This window comes from Ramlibacter sp. 2FC (genome assembly GCF_005503345.1).
In the GTDB taxonomy this organism is placed as follows: Bacteria; Pseudomonadota; Gammaproteobacteria; order Burkholderiales; family Burkholderiaceae_C; genus SCMQ01.
On the sequence record NZ_SCMM01000016.1, the window covers coordinates 21,366 to 38,368 of the forward strand.

The 17,003-nt window shown below is 70.0% G+C and carries 18 protein-coding genes; 7 read left to right on the top strand and 11 right to left on the bottom strand.

Features of this window, described 5'->3' with window-relative positions; all coding sequences use genetic code 11:
• Positions 1-115: 115 nt before the first annotated feature.
• From FFS10_RS22965 to FFS10_RS09065, 3 genes are all read left to right on the top strand, one after another.
• Positions 116-283: a hypothetical protein gene (locus FFS10_RS22965; protein WP_171016120.1), complete on the top strand. Its 168-nt coding sequence runs from the start codon at positions 116-118 to the stop codon at positions 281-283.
• A 379-nt stretch (positions 284-662) separates the two neighbouring features.
• Positions 663-1,142, top strand: coding sequence for a VOC family protein (locus FFS10_RS09060; RefSeq protein WP_137893746.1), 480 nt, complete (start codon positions 663-665; stop codon positions 1,140-1,142).
• A gap of 374 nt (positions 1,143-1,516) precedes the next feature.
• Positions 1,517-1,888: an SPW repeat protein gene (locus tag FFS10_RS09065; RefSeq protein WP_137893748.1), complete on the top strand. Its 372-nt coding sequence runs from the start codon at positions 1,517-1,519 to the stop codon at positions 1,886-1,888.
• Between the two features lie 121 nt (positions 1,889-2,009).
• Here the strand turns inward: FFS10_RS09065 and FFS10_RS09070 are convergent, their stop codons facing one another.
• From FFS10_RS09070 to FFS10_RS09100, 7 genes are read right to left on the bottom strand one after another with little or no spacing between them, the layout of a single operon-like run.
• Positions 2,010-2,405 carry a hypothetical protein gene (locus FFS10_RS09070; protein ID WP_137893750.1) on the bottom strand — a complete coding sequence of 132 codons (396 nt, stop codon included), beginning with the start codon at positions 2,403-2,405 and terminating at the stop codon, positions 2,010-2,012.
• Between the two features lie 43 nt (positions 2,406-2,448).
• Positions 2,449-3,729, bottom strand: coding sequence for a TRAP transporter large permease subunit (locus FFS10_RS09075; RefSeq protein WP_137893753.1), 1,281 nt, complete (start codon positions 3,727-3,729; stop codon positions 2,449-2,451).
• Positions 3,730-3,740: 11 nt separating this feature from the next.
• On the bottom strand, positions 3,741-4,316 hold the full coding sequence (locus tag FFS10_RS09080; RefSeq protein WP_137893755.1) for a TRAP transporter small permease: 576 nt from the start codon (positions 4,314-4,316) through the stop codon (positions 3,741-3,743).
• A gap of 4 nt (positions 4,317-4,320) precedes the next feature.
• Positions 4,321-5,160 (bottom strand): phosphogluconate dehydrogenase C-terminal domain-containing protein, encoded by an 840-nt coding sequence (locus FFS10_RS09085; protein ID WP_137893757.1) that lies wholly within the window; start codon positions 5,158-5,160, stop codon positions 4,321-4,323.
• Positions 5,161-5,187: 27 nt separating this feature from the next.
• Entirely contained in the window at positions 5,188-6,210 is a 1,023-nt protein-coding gene (locus tag FFS10_RS09090; RefSeq protein WP_137893758.1) for a TRAP transporter substrate-binding protein, read from the bottom strand.
• A 37-nt stretch (positions 6,211-6,247) separates the two neighbouring features.
• A complete protein-coding gene (locus FFS10_RS09095; RefSeq protein ID WP_137893760.1) occupies positions 6,248-7,627 on the bottom strand; it encodes a four-carbon acid sugar kinase family protein in 1,380 nt (459 codons plus the stop codon).
• On the bottom strand, positions 7,624-8,907 hold the full coding sequence (locus tag FFS10_RS09100; protein ID WP_137893761.1) for a ribulose-bisphosphate carboxylase large subunit family protein: 1,284 nt from the start codon (positions 8,905-8,907) through the stop codon (positions 7,624-7,626). Before FFS10_RS09100 ends, FFS10_RS09095 begins: the two co-directional genes overlap by 4 nt.
• A 132-nt stretch (positions 8,908-9,039) precedes the next feature.
• Here FFS10_RS09100 and FFS10_RS09105 point away from each other — a divergent pair, with 132 nt between their 5' ends.
• Positions 9,040-9,945 (top strand): LysR substrate-binding domain-containing protein, encoded by a 906-nt coding sequence (locus tag FFS10_RS09105; RefSeq protein WP_249931224.1) that lies wholly within the window; start codon positions 9,040-9,042, stop codon positions 9,943-9,945.
• A 17-nt stretch (positions 9,946-9,962) separates the two neighbouring features.
• Here FFS10_RS09105 and ilvD read toward each other — a convergent pair whose 3' ends face one another.
• From ilvD to nanR, 4 genes are read right to left on the bottom strand one after another with little or no spacing between them, the layout of a single operon-like run.
• A complete protein-coding gene (gene ilvD, locus FFS10_RS09110) occupies positions 9,963-11,678 on the bottom strand; it encodes a dihydroxy-acid dehydratase (protein WP_137893763.1) in 1,716 nt (571 codons plus the stop codon).
• Positions 11,675-12,577: an alpha/beta fold hydrolase gene (locus FFS10_RS09115; protein WP_171016119.1), complete on the bottom strand. Its 903-nt coding sequence runs from the start codon at positions 12,575-12,577 to the stop codon at positions 11,675-11,677. Before FFS10_RS09115 ends, ilvD begins: the two co-directional genes overlap by 4 nt.
• 2 nt (positions 12,578-12,579) lie before the next feature.
• On the bottom strand, positions 12,580-13,476 hold the full coding sequence (locus FFS10_RS09120; RefSeq protein WP_137893765.1) for a beta-keto acid cleavage family enzyme: 897 nt from the start codon (positions 13,474-13,476) through the stop codon (positions 12,580-12,582).
• Positions 13,473-14,216 (bottom strand): transcriptional regulator NanR, encoded by a 744-nt coding sequence (nanR, locus tag FFS10_RS09125; protein ID WP_249931225.1) that lies wholly within the window; start codon positions 14,214-14,216, stop codon positions 13,473-13,475. Before nanR ends, FFS10_RS09120 begins: the two co-directional genes overlap by 4 nt.
• 134 nt (positions 14,217-14,350) lie before the next feature.
• Between nanR and FFS10_RS09130 the strand changes: the two genes are divergently transcribed.
• The 3 genes from FFS10_RS09130 to FFS10_RS09140 are packed head-to-tail and all read left to right on the top strand — an operon-like array spanning position 14,351 to position 16,999.
• Positions 14,351-15,439, top strand: a complete 1,089-nt coding sequence (locus FFS10_RS09130) for a TRAP transporter substrate-binding protein (RefSeq protein ID WP_137893770.1) — start codon at positions 14,351-14,353, stop codon at positions 15,437-15,439.
• A gap of 22 nt (positions 15,440-15,461) precedes the next feature.
• On the top strand, positions 15,462-16,238 hold the full coding sequence (locus FFS10_RS09135; protein WP_249931226.1) for a 2-keto-4-pentenoate hydratase: 777 nt from the start codon (positions 15,462-15,464) through the stop codon (positions 16,236-16,238).
• A 26-nt stretch (positions 16,239-16,264) separates the two neighbouring features.
• Positions 16,265-16,999: a zinc-binding dehydrogenase gene (locus FFS10_RS09140; protein ID WP_137893775.1), complete on the top strand. Its 735-nt coding sequence runs from the start codon at positions 16,265-16,267 to the stop codon at positions 16,997-16,999.
• Positions 17,000-17,003: the final 4 nt, after the last annotated feature.

Here is a 17,003-nt window from a genome sequence, read left to right on the forward strand (position 1 = left end):
GCCTACCGTACGGCCAGTAATCAATAGAATATTCATTAATGATGCTCAACATCACATCCATATTTTTTTGAATCGACCCCTGTCTGCGTCCGCGAACTGCCGAACCACTGGATGCATGCGGCCATCCAATGTTGAAACGATTGGTGTGAGCGGACAGTTGTGGGTCATCGAAGTTGCGATGCACGAGGAGGACAGCCACGATTCGCGCTCGGCGAAGAAGTGCGTCATCACCGCAAGCGAACCCATCCACACCATCGGCGCCCGGGTGAACATTACGCGCTGACGGTGAGGGCCGTCACGGCTGCGATGGGCGCGATCCCCTACCACACCTGCCAGGGCGCACTGGCGCCCTAAGCGGCCCGGGTCAAGCCGGCGCTGGACACCGCAGGACCGGGGGGCTTTGTCCGCCAACTCATCCAAAGGCTGCTATGGGGAATTGCGCGAACGTCGGGAAGTGGCCGTCCGCCGCGGGCTGCGAATGTCCGGTCTCGCTAATGGAGAACGTCGGCAATGGGTCGCCGTCATTGGTACCGTGAAAGCGCGCGTCGCGCCATGAGCTTGATCCTGTTTGCGAATGCGATTTCACTCGATCGGCGCCGTGGCGTACGATCACGCATGCGCGGCGTGAGTGCACGTATCTGTCCCAATTCAGGAGAACCAAGATGGTCAGCAAGAACACGATTTGTCTCTGGTACGACGGCACCGCGTTGGACGCCGCGAAGTTCTACGCCGAGACGTTCCCGGACAGCATGGTGGGAGCTGTCCATCGCGCGCCTGGCGACTATCCCGCAGGCAAGCAGGGCGATGTCTTGACGGTCGAGTTCACGGTGATGGGCATCCCTTGTCTCGGCTTGAACGGAGGCCCGGCGTTCAAGCACAACGAGGCTTTCTCGTTCCAGGTCGCGACCGACAACCAGGCCGAAACGGACCGCTTGTGGAACGCGATTGTCGGAAACGGCGGCCAGGAAAGCGCATGCGGCTGGTGCAAGGACAAGTGGGGACTGTCGTGGCAGATCACGCCACGCGCCCTGACGGCCGCGATCGCCGATCCTGATCGAGCGGCGGCCAAGCGCGCGTTCGAAGCCATGATGGGAATGGGAAAGATCGACATCGCTGCGATCGAAGCGGCTCGGCGCGGCTGACGCTCCCGATGCCGGCTCAGCCCCGTCGCCGCGACTGAGCGTACGCTTGTGTTGGTCGGGAACGGCTGCTTCGGGTCGGTCTCGCCCTTTGACGATCCGGTATCGACGTGCTCGGCACCCATCGCACCCACCCAAGCAATCGCATGAGCACCGAAGTCAAACGCCCGGACAAGCCGGGCGTCCTGTGTCTTTCGTTCAGGCCGGGGCCCTGCGCGGGGGCTCAGCTTTTCCGTATCCGCGGGGCTTTGATGCGTTCGGTTTTCCCATGCAGAAGTCGCGGATATCCGCGGCGTCCGGGGCCAGGAACCAAGTGCTTCGTGGCGGATTCCAATCAAGGTTGCCGGGGGATCGACCCTGGCGGCAGGAGGTGTCCCATGAAGCAACTGAAACTCCGGCATTGGCAGGACGTGGTCAATGCCTTGGTGGGCCTGGTGGTCATGCTGTCGCCTTGGTGGCTGGGTTACACCGACTCAATGGCGGCAAGCGCGAACGCCGTCGTGATCGGCCTGGCGCTGATCGCCACCGCCGTGGGGGCGATCCTCGTGCCGCGCCCCTGGGAGGAATGGACCGAGGCCGGGCTCGGCATCTGGCTGATCATGTCCCCCTGGGTGCTGCAGTACGCGCTTGAACGCGGGAACCGGCTGGTCATGGTGGCGCTCGGGGCGGTGATCGTCCTGATCGCGACTTGGACCATGCTGGTGGACAAGGAATACCGCCCCCGGGGCAGCGACTCGGGTGTGCATTGAATGACGCGTGACGGGCCCGGCGGCTCGCTGTTGAAGCGGTTGGCCACGGCGCCCGGACGCCGCAGCAGGATGTCATCGAGACACCCCGCCGCCGACCGGCCCTGGCTCGCCCGCCCGGGCCTCAGCCCTTGGTCAGCCGCGTCAGCGCATCGCCCAGGCGCTCGCCCACGGTGAGGCCGAGTGCCTGGGCGCGTTCGTTGAGGTGCGAGATCACGCCGTGTTCCCACATGTCCTGCGCGTCGCCGATGCGCGCGCTGGTGTGCGAGACCGTGCCGCCCGCCACGCCGCGCGCCTGCAGCATGGCCAGGGCCGCGATGCCGGCCTCGTCCTTGCCCACGCCGGCGTCGTTGAAGAACGCGGCGCCCAGCGGCACCTCGAGCGCGAACTCGCCCGAGCTCGCGCCGCCGTGCGAGGCCGACACCACGAAGCAGCCGGCGTCCTCCGGCGTGACTTTGGTGATCGAGTCCATGATGAGCACGCGGCCACCGGGGCCGCCGGCCACTTCCTTCTTCAGCATCTGAGGTCTCCTTGGCAAATGAATGGATTGCGTCCACCGGCGCTCAGCCCGCGAACCAGCGCGCCGGCCCGGTCACCAGCGAGGGGAACAGGATCAGCAGCAGCAGCACCGTGGTCTGCGCCAGCACGAAGGGCCAGACGCCGCGTGTCACCTCGCTGATGCTTATCTTCGCGACCCCGGCCACCACGTTCAGCACGGTGCCCACCGGCGGCGTGATCAGGCCGATCGCGTTGTTGATCATGAACAGCACGCCGAAGTAGATCGGGTCGATGCCGGCGGCCTTGACGATGGGCATCAGCACCGGTGTGAGGATCAGTATGGTCGGCGTCATGTCCATCGCCGTGCCGACCACCAGCACCAGGGCCATCAGCGTGAACAGCAGCAACGTGGGGCTGGCGATCAGCGGCTCGAGGATGGCGACCAGCTTGGCCGGCAGGTCGGCCACGGTGATCAGCCAGGCCGAGACCAGGGCGGCGGCCACCAGGAACATGACGACGGCCGTGGTCTTGGCGGCGCTGACCAGCAGCGGGTAGATGTCCTTGAGCTGCAGCTCGCGGTAGACGAAGACCGCGACGAGGAAGGAGTAGACCGCCGCGACCACGCCGGCCTCGGTGGGCGTGAAGACGCCGAGCTTGAGGCCGAAGATGATGATCAGCGGCAGCACCAGGGCCCAGACGCCCTCGATCAGCGCCTGGCGCAGCTCGCCGGGCGCGCGCCTGGGCGCCGGCGCCACGTCCTCCTTGCGCACCTGCCACCACCAGGCGGCCATCAGGCCGAGGCCGAGGTAGATGCCGGGCATGATGCCGGCGAGGAACAGCTTGGTGATCGACAGGTTGGCGGCGACGCCGAAGATCACGAAGCCGATCGAGGGCGGGATGATGGGGCCGATGATGCCGGCCGAGGCCACCAGGCCCGCGGCGCGCGCCCTGTCGTGCCCGGCGCGCACCATCATCGGCACCAGCAGGCTGGCCAGGGCTGCCGCGTCGGCCAGCGCCGAGCCGGACAGGGCCGCCAGCACGCAGGCCGCCACCACCGTCACGTAGCCGAGCCCGCCGCGCACATGGCCGACGGCGGCCATCGCGACGTTGACGATGCGGCGCGACAGGCCGCCGACGTTCATGATCTCGCCGGCCAGCATGAAGAAGGGCACGGCCATCAGCGCGAAGCTGTCGGCGCCGTTGATCAGGTTCTGCGCGATGATCTGCGCGTCGAACATGTCCAGGTGCGCCATCAGCGCGATGCCCGAGACGATCAGCGCGTAGGCGATCGGCATGCCGAGCGCCATCGCGCCCAGCAGCGAGAGGAGAAAGATGGCAACGGGCATGGCGGCCTCCCTCAGGCGGTCTTCTCGCGCGGCGCGGCCGCGGCGGGATGGAAGCTGGCCTCGAGCTGCTCCAGCTCCTCGAGTTCCTCGGACTCCCTGACCATCACCAGCTCGTCGTCGGCGACCGCGCCGCTGAGCACGCGCCACAGGTCGGCGAGCAGGATGGCGCCGACCGAGACGCCGTAGACCAGGCCCACGGCGTAGACGACGGCGACCGGCAGCCCGGACGAGGGCGCGGTCGTGCCGAGGTTGATCTGGGTCTGCACCCAGCTGCCCTGGAGCAGCAGCCAGGTGGCCCACAGCATCAGCAGATGGCTGGCGACCAGGCAGGCCTTCTTGCCGGCCGCAGGCAGCCGCTTGACCAGGCCGTCCATGCCCAGGTGGCCATGCTCGCGCATCGCGACCACCGCGCCCAGGAACACCAGGTAGACGAACAGCCAGCGCGAGAGCTCCTCGCTGAGCGTCAGGCCGGTGTTGAACGCGTAGCGCAGCACCACGTTGCCGAACACCAGTGCCACCATCAGCACCAGGCACAGGGCGATCAGCGCCTTGAGCAGGCGGAAGTAGCCGTCGACGAGCTTGGCCATGACCTCAGGCCTCGACGTTCGTGATCTGCAGGATGCTCTCGCGGATCGCCTCCGGCTCGAACACCTTCTTCCAGTCGGGCGCGAAGATCTGCTGCTTGGCGCGCTCGACGGCGCGGTTGGCCGCGTCCGACATGCGCACGCCGGGCAGCTGGTCGAACAGGATCGCGAGCTCGACGTTGAGGTGGCCGAGGATGAAGTCGTGCGCCACCTCCTTGGGCACGCCGCGGCGCACCGCCTCGTCGGTGGCCTCGCGGATCACCGTGAGGCAGGTCGCGCAGACGGTCTCGGACAGCACCGGCTCGAGGATCGCCATCTGCTCGACCGTGGCGCGGTGCGAGCGCATCACCGGCGCGTACATGCGCTTGGCCACGTCCTCGGCCAGGTCGAAATGCGCCTGCGGGCCGCGCAGCAGGGCGCAGACGATGGCCTGCTTGGCCTTGACGCCGCCGAAATGGTCGCGCTTGGCCTCGGGATCGGTCTCGTCGTTGAAGATCGGCGGGTGGCAGGGGTGGGCGACGAAGATCGTCAGATCCTCGCGCTCGGGCAATTCGCCCGCGAACGGCGCCGCCGCGTCCAGCGCGATCAGGATCGCGCCGGGTTTGAACTGCTTGGCCAGCAGCCGCGTGGCCCTGCCGATCACGTTGTCCGGGATGGCCAGGATCACCACGTCGGCCTGCGGGAGCACCGCATCGGCGGGCGCGCAGCGGATGCCCAGTTCCTTGAGCCGAACGCGGCCCGCCTCGCTGACTTCCACATGCGACACCTCGTAGGGGGCACCCCGCAGGTTGGCCGAGCAGCGGTAACCCATCTTGCCACCCGCGCCGAGCACGACGACTTTCTTCATTGCTGGTCTCCTCGGATCAATGGGCGCTCACTTGGCGGCGACGCGGTGCTTGTCGAGCTCGGCCAGGGTCTGCTTGACCAGGTCCTCGCCCAGGTTGCGTGCGTATTTCTCGTACACCGGCTTGAGCAGCTCGCGCATGCGGGCGCGCTCGGCCGGTGCGATCTCGGTGTAGACGGCGCCCTTGGCCTTGATCTGCGCCAGCAGCTTGGGGTCCTCTGCGCGGTTGAAGCTGCGCTCGTGGTCGCGCGCGGTGTTGCAGGATTCCTGCAGCAGCTTCTGCTCGGCGCCGCTGAGCTGGTCCCAGAACTTCTTGCCCACCAGCACCACGGCGGCGCCGTAGATGTGGCCGGTGTTGCTCACGTACTTCTGCACCTCGTAGAACCTGTTGCCCCAGATGTTGCTGTACGGGGTTTCCTGGCCGTCGATCGCCTTGGATTCGAGCGCGGTGAAGACCTCGGTGAAGGGCATGGGCAGGGCGTTGGCGCCCAGGGTGTTGAAGATGTCGATGAACACCGGGTTCTGGATGGTGCGGATCTTCAGGCCCTTGAGGTCCTCGGCCTTGCTGATCGGGCGGCGGCTGTTGGTCACATGGCGAAAGCCGTTCTCGAAGTAGCACAGGCCGACCAGGTTCTTCTCCGGCAGCTTGTCCAGCAGCTTGCGGCCGATCGGGCCGTCGAGCACCAGGTCCGCCTCCTTGAAGTCGCTGAACAGGAAGGGCAGGTCGTACACGCCGAACTCCTTGACCACCGATGCCGTGGCCGCGGTGGACACCAGGGTCATCTCGAGCACGCCGCCCTGGGCCGAGGAGATCGACTGCAGCTCGGCGCCGAGCTGGCCGTCGGGGTAGCCGCGCATCTTCATCTTGCCGCCGGTCTTCTGCGCCACGATCTCGGCGAACTTGTCGATGCCGACCTGGAACGGGTGGTCCTTGGGCACCACGTGGCTTACGCGGATGGTGCGCTCCTTGAAATCGGCGCCGGCCTGCTGGGCCAGGGCGGCCAGCGGCAGGGTCGCGGCGGCCGCGATGATGAGGGTCTTCCAGGTCTTCATGTCGTCTCCTTCAGGTATGGCGCCGGGGTCGGCGGGTTCAGCTCCGGCCGAGCCGGGCAGTTTCGAAAAAGTCGGTGTCGCCCATCTGGCCGCCCTTCAGGGCGACCTCGAGTCCCTCGAGCCAGGGCTGGGCCGAGACCATGCGGCACAGCGGCGCGCCGGGCGCGAGGCGCGCCGCGACCACGAGCGCGTCGGGCGCCAGGGTCTTGACGATCTGGCTCGAGGTGTCGCCACCGGACAGCAGCAGCCGCTGCAGCGGCTCGCTGCGCAGGATGGCCTGGGCGAGCTGGCCGAGCCGGCGGCCGAGCCGGCGCCCGGCCTCGTGGCGGGCGCGCTCAGGCGTGAGACCCTCGGCCTCGAGCGCCGCGCAGGCCGCGGCGATGCGCGGGTCATGCGGGCCGCGCGCCGTGTGCAGGATCACGCTGCGGCCCTGGCGCAGGCGCTGCACCGCGGCGCTCACGAGCTCGTCGAGCAGGGCGGGCGCGCGCCGCTCGCCCTGCAGCGCGGCGGCGTCGACCGCGAGCTCGGCGAAGCCGGCCGCGACGGCGGCGTCGACCTGCTGCGCGCTCAGGCGCGAGGCGCTGGCCGAGATCGCGAGCACGCGGTCGGCGGCGCTGAACTGCCGGTACTCGGGCAACGGGCCGCTGAGCACCTGTACCTGGCGCCACCACTGCGTGAGCGCGTATTCGACGCCCGAGCCGCCGACCACGAACAGCGGCGCGGACTGGACCGCGTGGCGCGCCAGCAGCTGGCCGACCTCGGTCAGGTGCGCCGCCGTCAGGCCGTCGAAGACCACGGCGTCGGCGCCCTGCGCGAGCAGCGACTGCAGCTGGGCCTGGGCGCGGTCGGGGCCGGCATCGAGCTCGGGGAAGGCCAGGCCGGCGAGCTTCAGCGCGGTCTGGCGCCCGAGGTGCAGGCGCAGGTCGCTTTCGTCCATGGGCGTCACCGGGTGCACGCGCATGATCGGGTGGCGGTCGATGCGGTGCACCTGGTCGTCGGTGGCCGAACGCGCGAACAGATGGCCGAAGGCGCAGTAGCGGCGCAGCGAGGGCGTGGCGGCGACCACCGGGATGAAGGGGGCGCCGCAGCTGCGGCGGCCGATCTCCATCGCGCGGCCTATGCTGCCTATGCCGGGTGCGCTGTCGAAGGTCGAGCAGACCTTGTAGTGCACGATGGGCGCGCCGCTGGCGGCGAGCGCATCGAACACCGGGGGCAGGGCCTCGTCCATCTCCTGCGGCGTCATCGCGCGGCTGTCGCCGGCGACGCCGAAGGCGTCCAGCGGACCGGCCTGGGCCAGCGCCACGGCCGAGGGCGGTGCGAGGAACAGCGCGGTGCGCAGGCCGGCGAAGGCCAGCACTTCGAGCGCGTCGGTCGAGCCGGTGAAGTCGTCGCCGTAGAACGCGAGCTTGAGGCTCATGCCAGGCTCCCGAACTTGGCCAGCGCCGCGCGCAGCGCGGGGCGCTCGGCGGCATAGGTTTCCAGCGGCACGCCGGCGGTCGCGGCCTCCCAGGCCTCGCGCATGCTGGCCACGCCCGCGGCCACGCCGGCCGGGTGGCTGACGATGCCGCCGCCGGCCAGGTGCATCAGGTCGGTGCTGCCCAGCGCCGCGTACAGGTCGGGCGCGTGGCCGGCCCATTGGCCGGAGGAGAACACCGGCATCACGGGCGCGAGGCCGCCGAAGGGCTGCAGGCAGCCGCGCGCGGCCTCGGTGACCGAGGCGTCGGGCTCCCAGAACTTGCTGCGCAGGCCGCCCACGTGCAGCTGGTCGACGCCGGCCAGGCGCCACAGCTTCTGCCAGGCGGCGAACGAGATGCCGAGGCCGGGATGCCGCGTCAGCGCGCCCCAGCCGTTGCGGTGGCCGTGGATAGGCAGCTCGCAGTAGCCGCGTAGGTGCTCGAGCGCGGAGAAGCCGACCCACTGCATGCTGACCATCACGCAGCTGCCGCCGGCGCGCAGCACCTGGTCGTGCCGCCGGCGCATCTCGTCTATGCCGCCGCTGATGTTGATCGCGTACATCGGCATGCGGCCCAGGCGGTCGGCATGGCGGTGCAGCACCGGCATCACGGCGGCCAGGCGCTGCTCGAACGGCGCGTGCGCCGGGTCCGCCGTGAGCTCGTCGTCCTTGATGAAGTCGATGCCGCCGGCCAGCAGCGTGTCGACCAGGGCCGCGGTCTGCTCGGCGCTCAGGCCTATGCTGGGCTTGATGATGGTGCCGATCAGCGGGCGGCCCTGCACGCCCGCCTTGGCGCGCGTGCCCGCCACGCCGAAGCGCGGGCCGGGGAAGCACTGCGCGTACTCGCGCGGCAGCTCCAGGTCGAGCAGGCGCACGCCGGTCAGCTCGCCCAGCTCGAACAGGTTGCCGGCCACCGTGGCCAGCAGGGTCGGCAGGTTGGCGCCGACGTTGGCCACCGGGAAGGCGATCTCGATCTCGCCGCGGTGGAACAGGCCGGCGGGGCCGCGCCGCTCGACCAGGGCGCTGTGCAGCATGGGCTCGAGCGCCGGGGCTTGCGGGTCGATGCGGGTGACACGGGCGCGGGCCCGCTGCTTGAGCTCCGCGGTTTCACCGGGCAGCTCCAGGAAGGTGCCCGAGGACTGTTCGCCCGCGATGATCTCGGCCGCCTTCTGCAGCGGCTCGGGGCTCTCCACGAAGTAGCGCGCCCTGAATTCCGCGCGCCCGCCGCCGTCGTTGCCTAACATGACCACTGCCCTTGCTTCCTTAGTCACGCCGCGCGGCACCATGCCCGCGGTTCGCTGTGAGGGAATGATGGAGGCTCGCCCGGCGCCGGACAAACGATTTAAACTTTTTCGCCTGTGATAAAAAGTCACACCGTGTCGAACCTGCCCCGACCTTCCTTCAACGCCCTGCGCGCCTTCGAGGCCACGGCCCGGCTGCGCAGCATGACGGCGGCGGCGCAGGAGCTCTCGGTCACGCATGGCGCGATCAGCCGCCATGTGCGCGCGCTCGAGGAGAGCCTGGGCGTCATGCTGCTCACGCGCGGTTCGCAGTCCACCGATCCCACGCCGGAAGGCGCGCGCCTGGCCGAGGGCGTGGCCGCGGCGCTGAACCTGATGCAGGCCGCGCTGGAGCAGCTCAAGCCGGGGCCACTGACGCTGTCCTGCTCGGCCTCCATCTTGACCCACTGGCTGATCCCGCGCCTGGCGCGCTTCCACGACCAGCACCCGGGGATCGAGCTGCAGTTCAACGTCAACTACGGACCCGTCGACGTGGTGCGCGAGAACATCGGCGTCGCGATCCGCAACACCATGATCAGGCCGCCCGAGGACGTGGTGGTGCGCGAGCTGGTGACCGAATGGGTGGGGCCGGTCTGCTCGCCCGACTACATGCGCAGCGCCCGCATCCGCAGGCCGGCCGACCTTGCCGACGCCAGGCTGCTGATGACCAAGACGCGGCCCGACGCCTGGACCGAATGGGCCGGCGCAGCCGGCGTCGAAGGCCTGGAGCTGCAGGTGCGCGAGCGCTTCGAGCATTTCTACGTCCTGATCCAGGCGGCGGCCTGCGGGCTGGGCATCGCGCCGGTGCCGCGCATGCTGGTGCTGGACGACCTGCAGTCCGGCAAGCTGGTGGCGCCGTTCGGCTTCGTGCCCGGGCCGCACAAGCTGGCGCTGTGGATCGCGCCGCACCTGCGGGCGCGCGCCGAGACCCAGGCGCTGGCGCAGTGGCTGACCGAGGAGCTCAAGGAAACCGCCGGCCGTGGGGACGGCGCCCGGGGCTGAGCCTGAGCGCTTTTCGATCAGCCGAGCGCCGAGGTCACGGCGCCCTGCGAGGCGTCGGACACCAGGCGCGCGTACTTGCCCAGCACCCCGGTCGCGGCGGCGGGCGGCGGTGGCGGGGTCCAGCCGGCCAGCCGCGCCTGCAGCATCTCGGGCGGGATCTCCAGGTCCAGGCGCCGCTGCGCGACGTCGATCACCACGGTGTCGCCGTCCTGCACCAGCGCGATAGCACCGCCTTCCGCGGCCTCGGGCACGACATGGCCGATGACGAAGCCGCGCGTGGCGCCGGAGAAGCGCCCATCGGTGACCAGGGCCACGGTCTCACCCAGCCCGGCGCCCTGCAGTGCGCCGGTCACGAGCTGCATTTCGCGCATGCCGGGGCCGCCCTTGGGCCCCTCGTTGCGCAGCACCAGCACGTCGCCCGGCTGCACCCCCCCGTTCTTGATCGCCTGGAACGCGTCCTCCTCGCGCTCGAACACGCGCGCGGGGCCGCGGTGCACGGTCTTGGACTGTCCCGAAAGCTTGATCACGCAGCCGCCCGGCGCCAGGTTGCCGCGCAGGATGCCGAGGCCGCCCTGAGGCTTGAGCGGGTCCGAGAGCGGGCGTATCACCTGCTGGCCCGCGGGCTCGGGGGCGCGCGCGATCTCCTCGCCTATCGTGCGGCCGGTGACGGTGCGCTCGTCCAGGTGCAGCAGGCCGGCCTGCACCAGCCGCTTGCCGACCACGGCCATGCCGCCGGCCTCGTGCATCTCGGGCGCGGTGTAGCGACCCCAGGGGCGCAGGTCGGCCAGCACCGGGGTGCGGCGCGAGATCGTGTCGAAGTCGTCGATCGCGAGCTCGACGCCGAACTCGCGCGCGATCGCCAGCAGGTGCAGCACGGCGTTCGTCGAGCCGCCGGTCGCCATCACGCCGGCGATGGCATTCTCGAAGCTGCGCCGCGTGGCCAGCGAACGCGGCGCGACACCCTGGCGCAGCAGCTCCATGACGAGCCGGCCGCAGTCGCGGGCGGCCTCGGCCTTGCCCGCGTCCACCGCCGGGATGCCGCCCACGCCCATGGGCGCCAGGCCCAGCATCTCGCAGGCCGTGGCCATGGTGTTGGCGGTGAACTGGCCGCCGCAGGCGCCGGCGCCGGGACAGGCGTGATCCTCGACATCCTTGAACTCGCGCTCGCTGATGCGGCCGGCGTTGAAGGCGCCTATCGCCTCGTAGATGTCCTGGATGGTGAGCTTGCGCCCGGCGAACAGGCCGTCCTTGGCATGGCAGGCGCCCGCGTGGATGGAGCCGCTGTAGAGCAGCAGGCCGGGCAGGTTCAGGCGCCCCAGCGCCATGGCCATGGCGGGGATGGTCTTGTCGCAGCCGGCGATCACCACCAGCGCGTCGAGCATGTGGCCGCGCGCGACCAGCTCCACCGAATCGGCGATGACCTCGCGGCTGACCAGCGAGGTCTTCATGCCCTCGGAGCCGGTGGTGATGCCGTCGTTGATCGAGACGGTGTTGATCTCCAGCGGCGTGCCGCCGGCGGCGCGTATGCCGGCCATCACCTGGGCCGCCAGTTCGCGGTGGTTCCAGTTGCAGGGCATGGTGCCGATCCAGCAATGGGCCACGCCGATCTGCGGCCGCTTCAGATCCTCGTCGCTGAAGCCGACGGCCTTCATCATGCCGCGCGCGACGGCGCGGTCGGGGCCGTCGAGCAGGGCGCGGCTCTTGTGGCGCGGGTCGAAGGAGGACTCGCTCATGATGCCTCCAGCGGATGCCGGCGCAGGAATTGCGCTATCTCGGCCAGGGTTTCCTCGGGCGCCTCCTCGGGCACGAAATGGCCGCAGGGCAGGGCCCGGCCGCTCACATCCTCGGCCACCTCGCGCCAGTCGGCCAGGCAGTCGAACATGTTGCCGACCACGCCTTCGCTGCCCCACAGGGCCAGCATCGGCATGGGCAGCTTGCGGCCCGCCTGCCGGTCCGCCCGGTCGTGCTCCAGGTCTATGGTGCCGGCGGCACGGTAGTCCTCGCAGCTCGCGTGGATCGCCGCGGGGTCGGCGAAGCAGCGCACGTATTCGTTGACCGCTTCCGCGGAGAACTTGCTGAGGTCCGGCTCCTCGCGGCCGACGCGGCCGAGGATGTTGAAGGGCACGCGGCCCGCCAGCATCTGCTCGGGCAGCGGCGGCGGCTGCAGCATCAGGAACCAGTGGTAGTAGGCGCGCGCGAACGCCATGTCGGTGCGCTCGAACATCTTGAGCGTGGGCGAGATGTCGAGCACCGCGAGCGTGTGCACGCGCTGCGGATGGTCGGCGGCTAGGCGGTGGGCCACGCGGCCGCCGCGGTCGTGGCCGACCAGGTGGAAGCGCTCGAAGCCGAGCGAGGCCATCAGCTCCACCATGTCCTGCGCCATCGCGCGCTTGGCATAGTTGGCGTGGTCGGGCAGGCCCGCCGGCTTGGAGGAGTCGCCGTAGCCGCGCAGGTCGGCGCAGACCACGGTGTAGTGGCGCGCGAGCTGCGGCGCGATGCGGTGCCAGCAGGCATGGGTCTGCGGGTAGCCGTGCAGCAGCAGCACGGGCTCGCCGGCGCCGGCGCGCAGGTAGTTGATCTGCGCGCCGCTGGCCTCAAAGCGCTGGCGCTCGAATCCGGGAAACAGGTTCATGGTCACACCTCCGTCTTGGCGCCACGCTGCAGCCGCTCGCGCACCTGCGCGGCATGGGCCAACCGGCCGCCGGCCTGCTCGATGCGCAGGCGCGCCTGCTGCGCCAGGCTGCGGTTGTCGATGGGGCAGCCCATGGGCGCGTCCTCCAGGCCCACGCGGACATGGCCGCCGCGCGCCACCGCCTGCGCCATCAGCTCACCGAGTTCGACGCCGAGGCCGGCCACCATCCAGGGCGCACCCGGCTGCTCGAGTTCCAGCAGCCGCAGGTAGGCGTCGAGCGCCCAGTCCGTGGGCGGGAAGCCGAAGGCGATCTGCTGCGAGAACATCAGCCGGTAAATCGGCACCGGCGCACCCGGGTAGGCGCGGTGCAGGGCCGCGCCCAGGCGCATGAAGCCGGGCTCGTAGATCGCGTAGGAGGGGGTGATGCGGTGCTGCTGCGCCAGCGCCAGGCCGTAGCGGATGTGGTTCTCCGGGTTGGCGTAGACGAAGCCTTCCTTGCCGGCCGCGATGTCGGCGTAATGGCTGATGTTGGTCGAGCCGGGGTCGACCACCGACCATTCGATCAAGCCGGCGCGCACCAGCTTGTCGACCGCGGAGAAGCGCTGCGCCGGGGTCAGCGGACTCGGCGCGTCGACGCTGCCGGCGAACGGCAGCGTGCCGTAGCAGATGACGTCGGCGCGCGAGCGTATGCGCTCGATGATGGGCGCGTAGATCTCGTAATCGTCGCGCTGCCGGCCGGTGGCGGGGTCGTAGGCGTGGAAATGGATGATGGACGCGCCTTCGCCGGCGCAGGCCAGCGCGGCCTCGACGATCTCGTCGGCTTGCACGGGGATATGGGGCTGGCGCTGCCGGGACCAGGGTCCGTTGAGCGCGACTTCGAGCCAGGTGGGGTCTTTCAAGCGGTTCTCCTGCGGGAAGCCGCCGGCTGGGGCGGCTGGGGTTGCGGTTTGGGGCCGTAGTGCTTGTTGGCCCGCTTCAGGTGGGCGGTCAGCACCTCGGCGGCGCCATCGGGGTCGTGGGTGGCGATGCAGTCGAACAGCTTCACATGCTCGGCCAGCGTGGTGCGCTCGACGCCCGGGGCGCGCACGGCCTCGTGGTGGAACTGCTCCAGCCACTCGAGCACGGCCTGCGAGACCGCCATGTAGATCGGATTGCCCGAGAGCGCGGCGATGCCGCGGTGGAAAGCCAGGTCGGTGGCGAGGAAGCGCTCGGGGTCGTCGAGGCTGGCCTTGTGCTGCTCGAGCAGCGCGCGCAGCTGCACCAGCTGCTCGGGCGTCGCGCGCTCGGCCGCCAGGCGCGCCATGCTGACCTCGAACTGCAGCCGCGCCTCCTTCAGGTGCTCGAGCAGGTCGCTCGAGCCCGACAGCAGGTGCATGGCGGCGTCGGAAATCTGTGCGATCACCTTCTCGGCCGACAGCGGCAGCACGCGCGCGCCCTCGCCGTGCACGATGGCGACCAGGCCCATGCGCTCCAGCGACTGCAGCGCCTCGCGCACCGCGGGGCGGCCCACCCCGAAACCGTGCATCAGGTCGCGCTCGGAAGGCAGCCAGGCGCCGACCGGGAATTCGCCCGCGCGTATGCGCGCCAGCAGGCGGTCCAGTACCTCGTGCGAGAGCTTGCGGCGCGAAATGCGCTCCACCGCCCGCCCGGCTGAGGTTTCTCGTTGACGGCCAGGACGGCTATCTGCATAATCGTCACTCATGCAGTGATCATACCAGTAGACCAGTCCGCCGTGCAACACGGCATCCACCTTCAACCCGAGGAGACATTCAAGTGGAACGACGCTCTTTCCTGCAAGCCGCCGCCGGCGGTACCGCCCTCGCCGCGCCCGCGATCGTGCGCGCCCAGCCGCAGATCCGCTGGCGGCTGGCCTCCAGCTGGCCCAAGAGCCTGGACACCATCTACGGCGGCGCCGAGGTCGTGTCCAAGCGCGTGGCGGCGGCCACCAACGGCAAGTTCGAGATCAGCGTGCATGGCCCCGGCGAGATCGTGCCCGCCCTGCAGGTGGCCGACGCCGTGCAGCAGGGCGCGGTCGAATGCGCGCACACCGCCTCGGTGTTCTTCTTCGGCAAGGACCCCACCTTCGCGCTCGACGGCCAGATCCCGTTCGGCATGACCTCGCGCCAGATGACGGGCTGGATGTACGCCGGCGGCGGCCTGCAGCTGCTGCGCGAGTTCTACCGCGACTACGACATCGTCAACTTTCCCTGCGGCAACACCGGCACCCAGATGGGCGGCTGGTTCCGCAAGGAGATCAAGACGCTGGCCGACCTCAAGGGCATGAAGTTCCGCATCGGCGGCTTCGGCGGGCTGGTGCTGCAGCGACTGGGCGTGGTGCCGCAGAGCATTCCCGGCGGTGACATCTACTCCTCGCTCGAGAAGGGCACGATAGACGGGGCCGAATTCGTCGGCCCCTACGACGACGAGAAGCTCGGTTTCTACAAGATCGCCAAGGTCTACCACTACCCGAGCTACTGGGACCCCTGCGGCCAGATCACGATGTACGTCAACGCCAAGACCTGGGAGGCGCTGCCCAAGGACTACCAGCAGATCTTCGCGCTCGCGTGCAGCGATGCGCATGTTGACATGCAGGCCAAGTACGACTCGCTGAACCCGAACGCGCTGCGCCGGCTGGTGGGCAACGGCGTGCAGGTCAAACCCTTCCCGCGCGAGGTCGGCACGACCGCGTGGAAGGTGACCAATGAGCTGTTCGCCGAGCTCTCGGCCAAGAACGCGAAGTGGAAGAAGATCTTCGACAGCTTCATCAAGTACCGCGACGACCAGATCCTCTGGTCGCGCTTCGCCGAAGGCAGCTTCGAGAACCTGATGCTGTCCATGCGCAACCCCAGCGCCAAGACATAAGGGAGCAGCCACGATGCAGGACATGGAAGCCCGCAGGGCCGCCCGGCTGCTGGCCGGCTGCTGGACCCAGGGCAGCCACAGGGAGGATCTGCCGCCGGACTGCCGCCCGGCGACGCGGGCGGACGGCTATGCCGTCCAGGCCCTGTGGCCGGCCGAGACAGGCCGGCCGGTCGCCGGCTGGAAGATCGCCGCCACCAGCCTGGCAGGCCAGCAGCACATCGCGGTGAGCGGGCCGCTGGCCGGCCCGGTGTTCGCGCACCGCGTGCATGCCGACGGCGCCCGGGTCTCGCTCGCGGCCAACCGCATGCGGGTGGCCGAGTGCGAGATCGTGTTCAGCCTCGGCCGCGCGCTGGCGCCGCGCGCGCAGCGCTACGGCCGCGACGAGGTGCTGGCCGCGGTGGCTTCGGTGCACCCGGGCATCGAGGTGCCGGACTCGCGCTTCCTGCAGTTCGAGCGCGCCGGCGAGGCCCAGCTGATCGCCGACTGCGCCTGCAGCAACGACATGGTGCTGGGCGCCGCCCTGCCGGCCGACGGGCGCCTGGGCACGCTGCCCACGCTGCAGGTCCAGGCGCAGGTCAGCGACGGCCGCAAGCCGCAGGGCCTGGGCAGCAACGTGCTGGGCGATCCGGTGGAAGCCCTGGTGTGGCTGGTCAACGAGCTCAGCTCGGCCGGTCAGACGATAGAGCCCGGCCAGTTCGTCACCACCGGCGCCTGCGTGCCGCCGATTCCCGTGCTGCCTGGCCAGGACCTGGAGGCCGACTTCGGCTGGATCGGACGCATCCGCGCCAGCTTCGCCTGAGCAGAACCGACAAGGAAACCAGCACCATGGCGCTTGCCATCGTCATCGAGCAACACGGGGGGCCCGAGGTCCTGCAGCCACGCGAGGTCGTGGTCGGCGAGCCGGGACCCGGCGAGCTGCGCCTGCGCCAGACCTTCGTCGGCGTGAACTTCCACGACGTGTACGTGCGCTCGGGGCTGTACGACACGCTGGCCCTGCCCGGCATCCCGGGCATCGAGGGCGCGGGCGTGCACGACCTGCGCCCGGGCGACCGCATAGGCTACGTCACGGGGCGCTACGGCTGCTATGCGAGCGAACGCCTGCTGCCGGCGGCACTCGCGCTCAAGCTGCCCGACGCGCTCGACGACCGCCAGGCGGCCGCGCTGCTGCTCAAGGGCCTGACCGTGGACATGCTCGTGAACCGCGTGCACCCCCTGCGCGCGGGCGAATGGGTGCTGGTGCAGGCCGCGGCCGGCGGCGTCGGCCGGCTGCTCGTGCAATGGGCGAGCCGGCTCGGCGCCCAGGTCATAGGCACCGTCGGCTCGCCGGCCAAGGTGCAGGCTGCGCGCGCCGCGGGCTGCCGCGAGGTGATCCTGTACCGCGAGGAGGACGTGGCGGCCCGCGTGGCGGCGATCACCGGCGGGCAAGGCGTGGACCTGGTCTACGACGGCGTGGGCCGGGACAGCTTCGCGGGGTCGCTCGCCTCGCTGGCGCAGGCCGCGGCGGCGCATGCGCACCTGGAGTCGAGGACGGCCGCGCAGCCGATTGTGCTGAGGGTCTGAACGC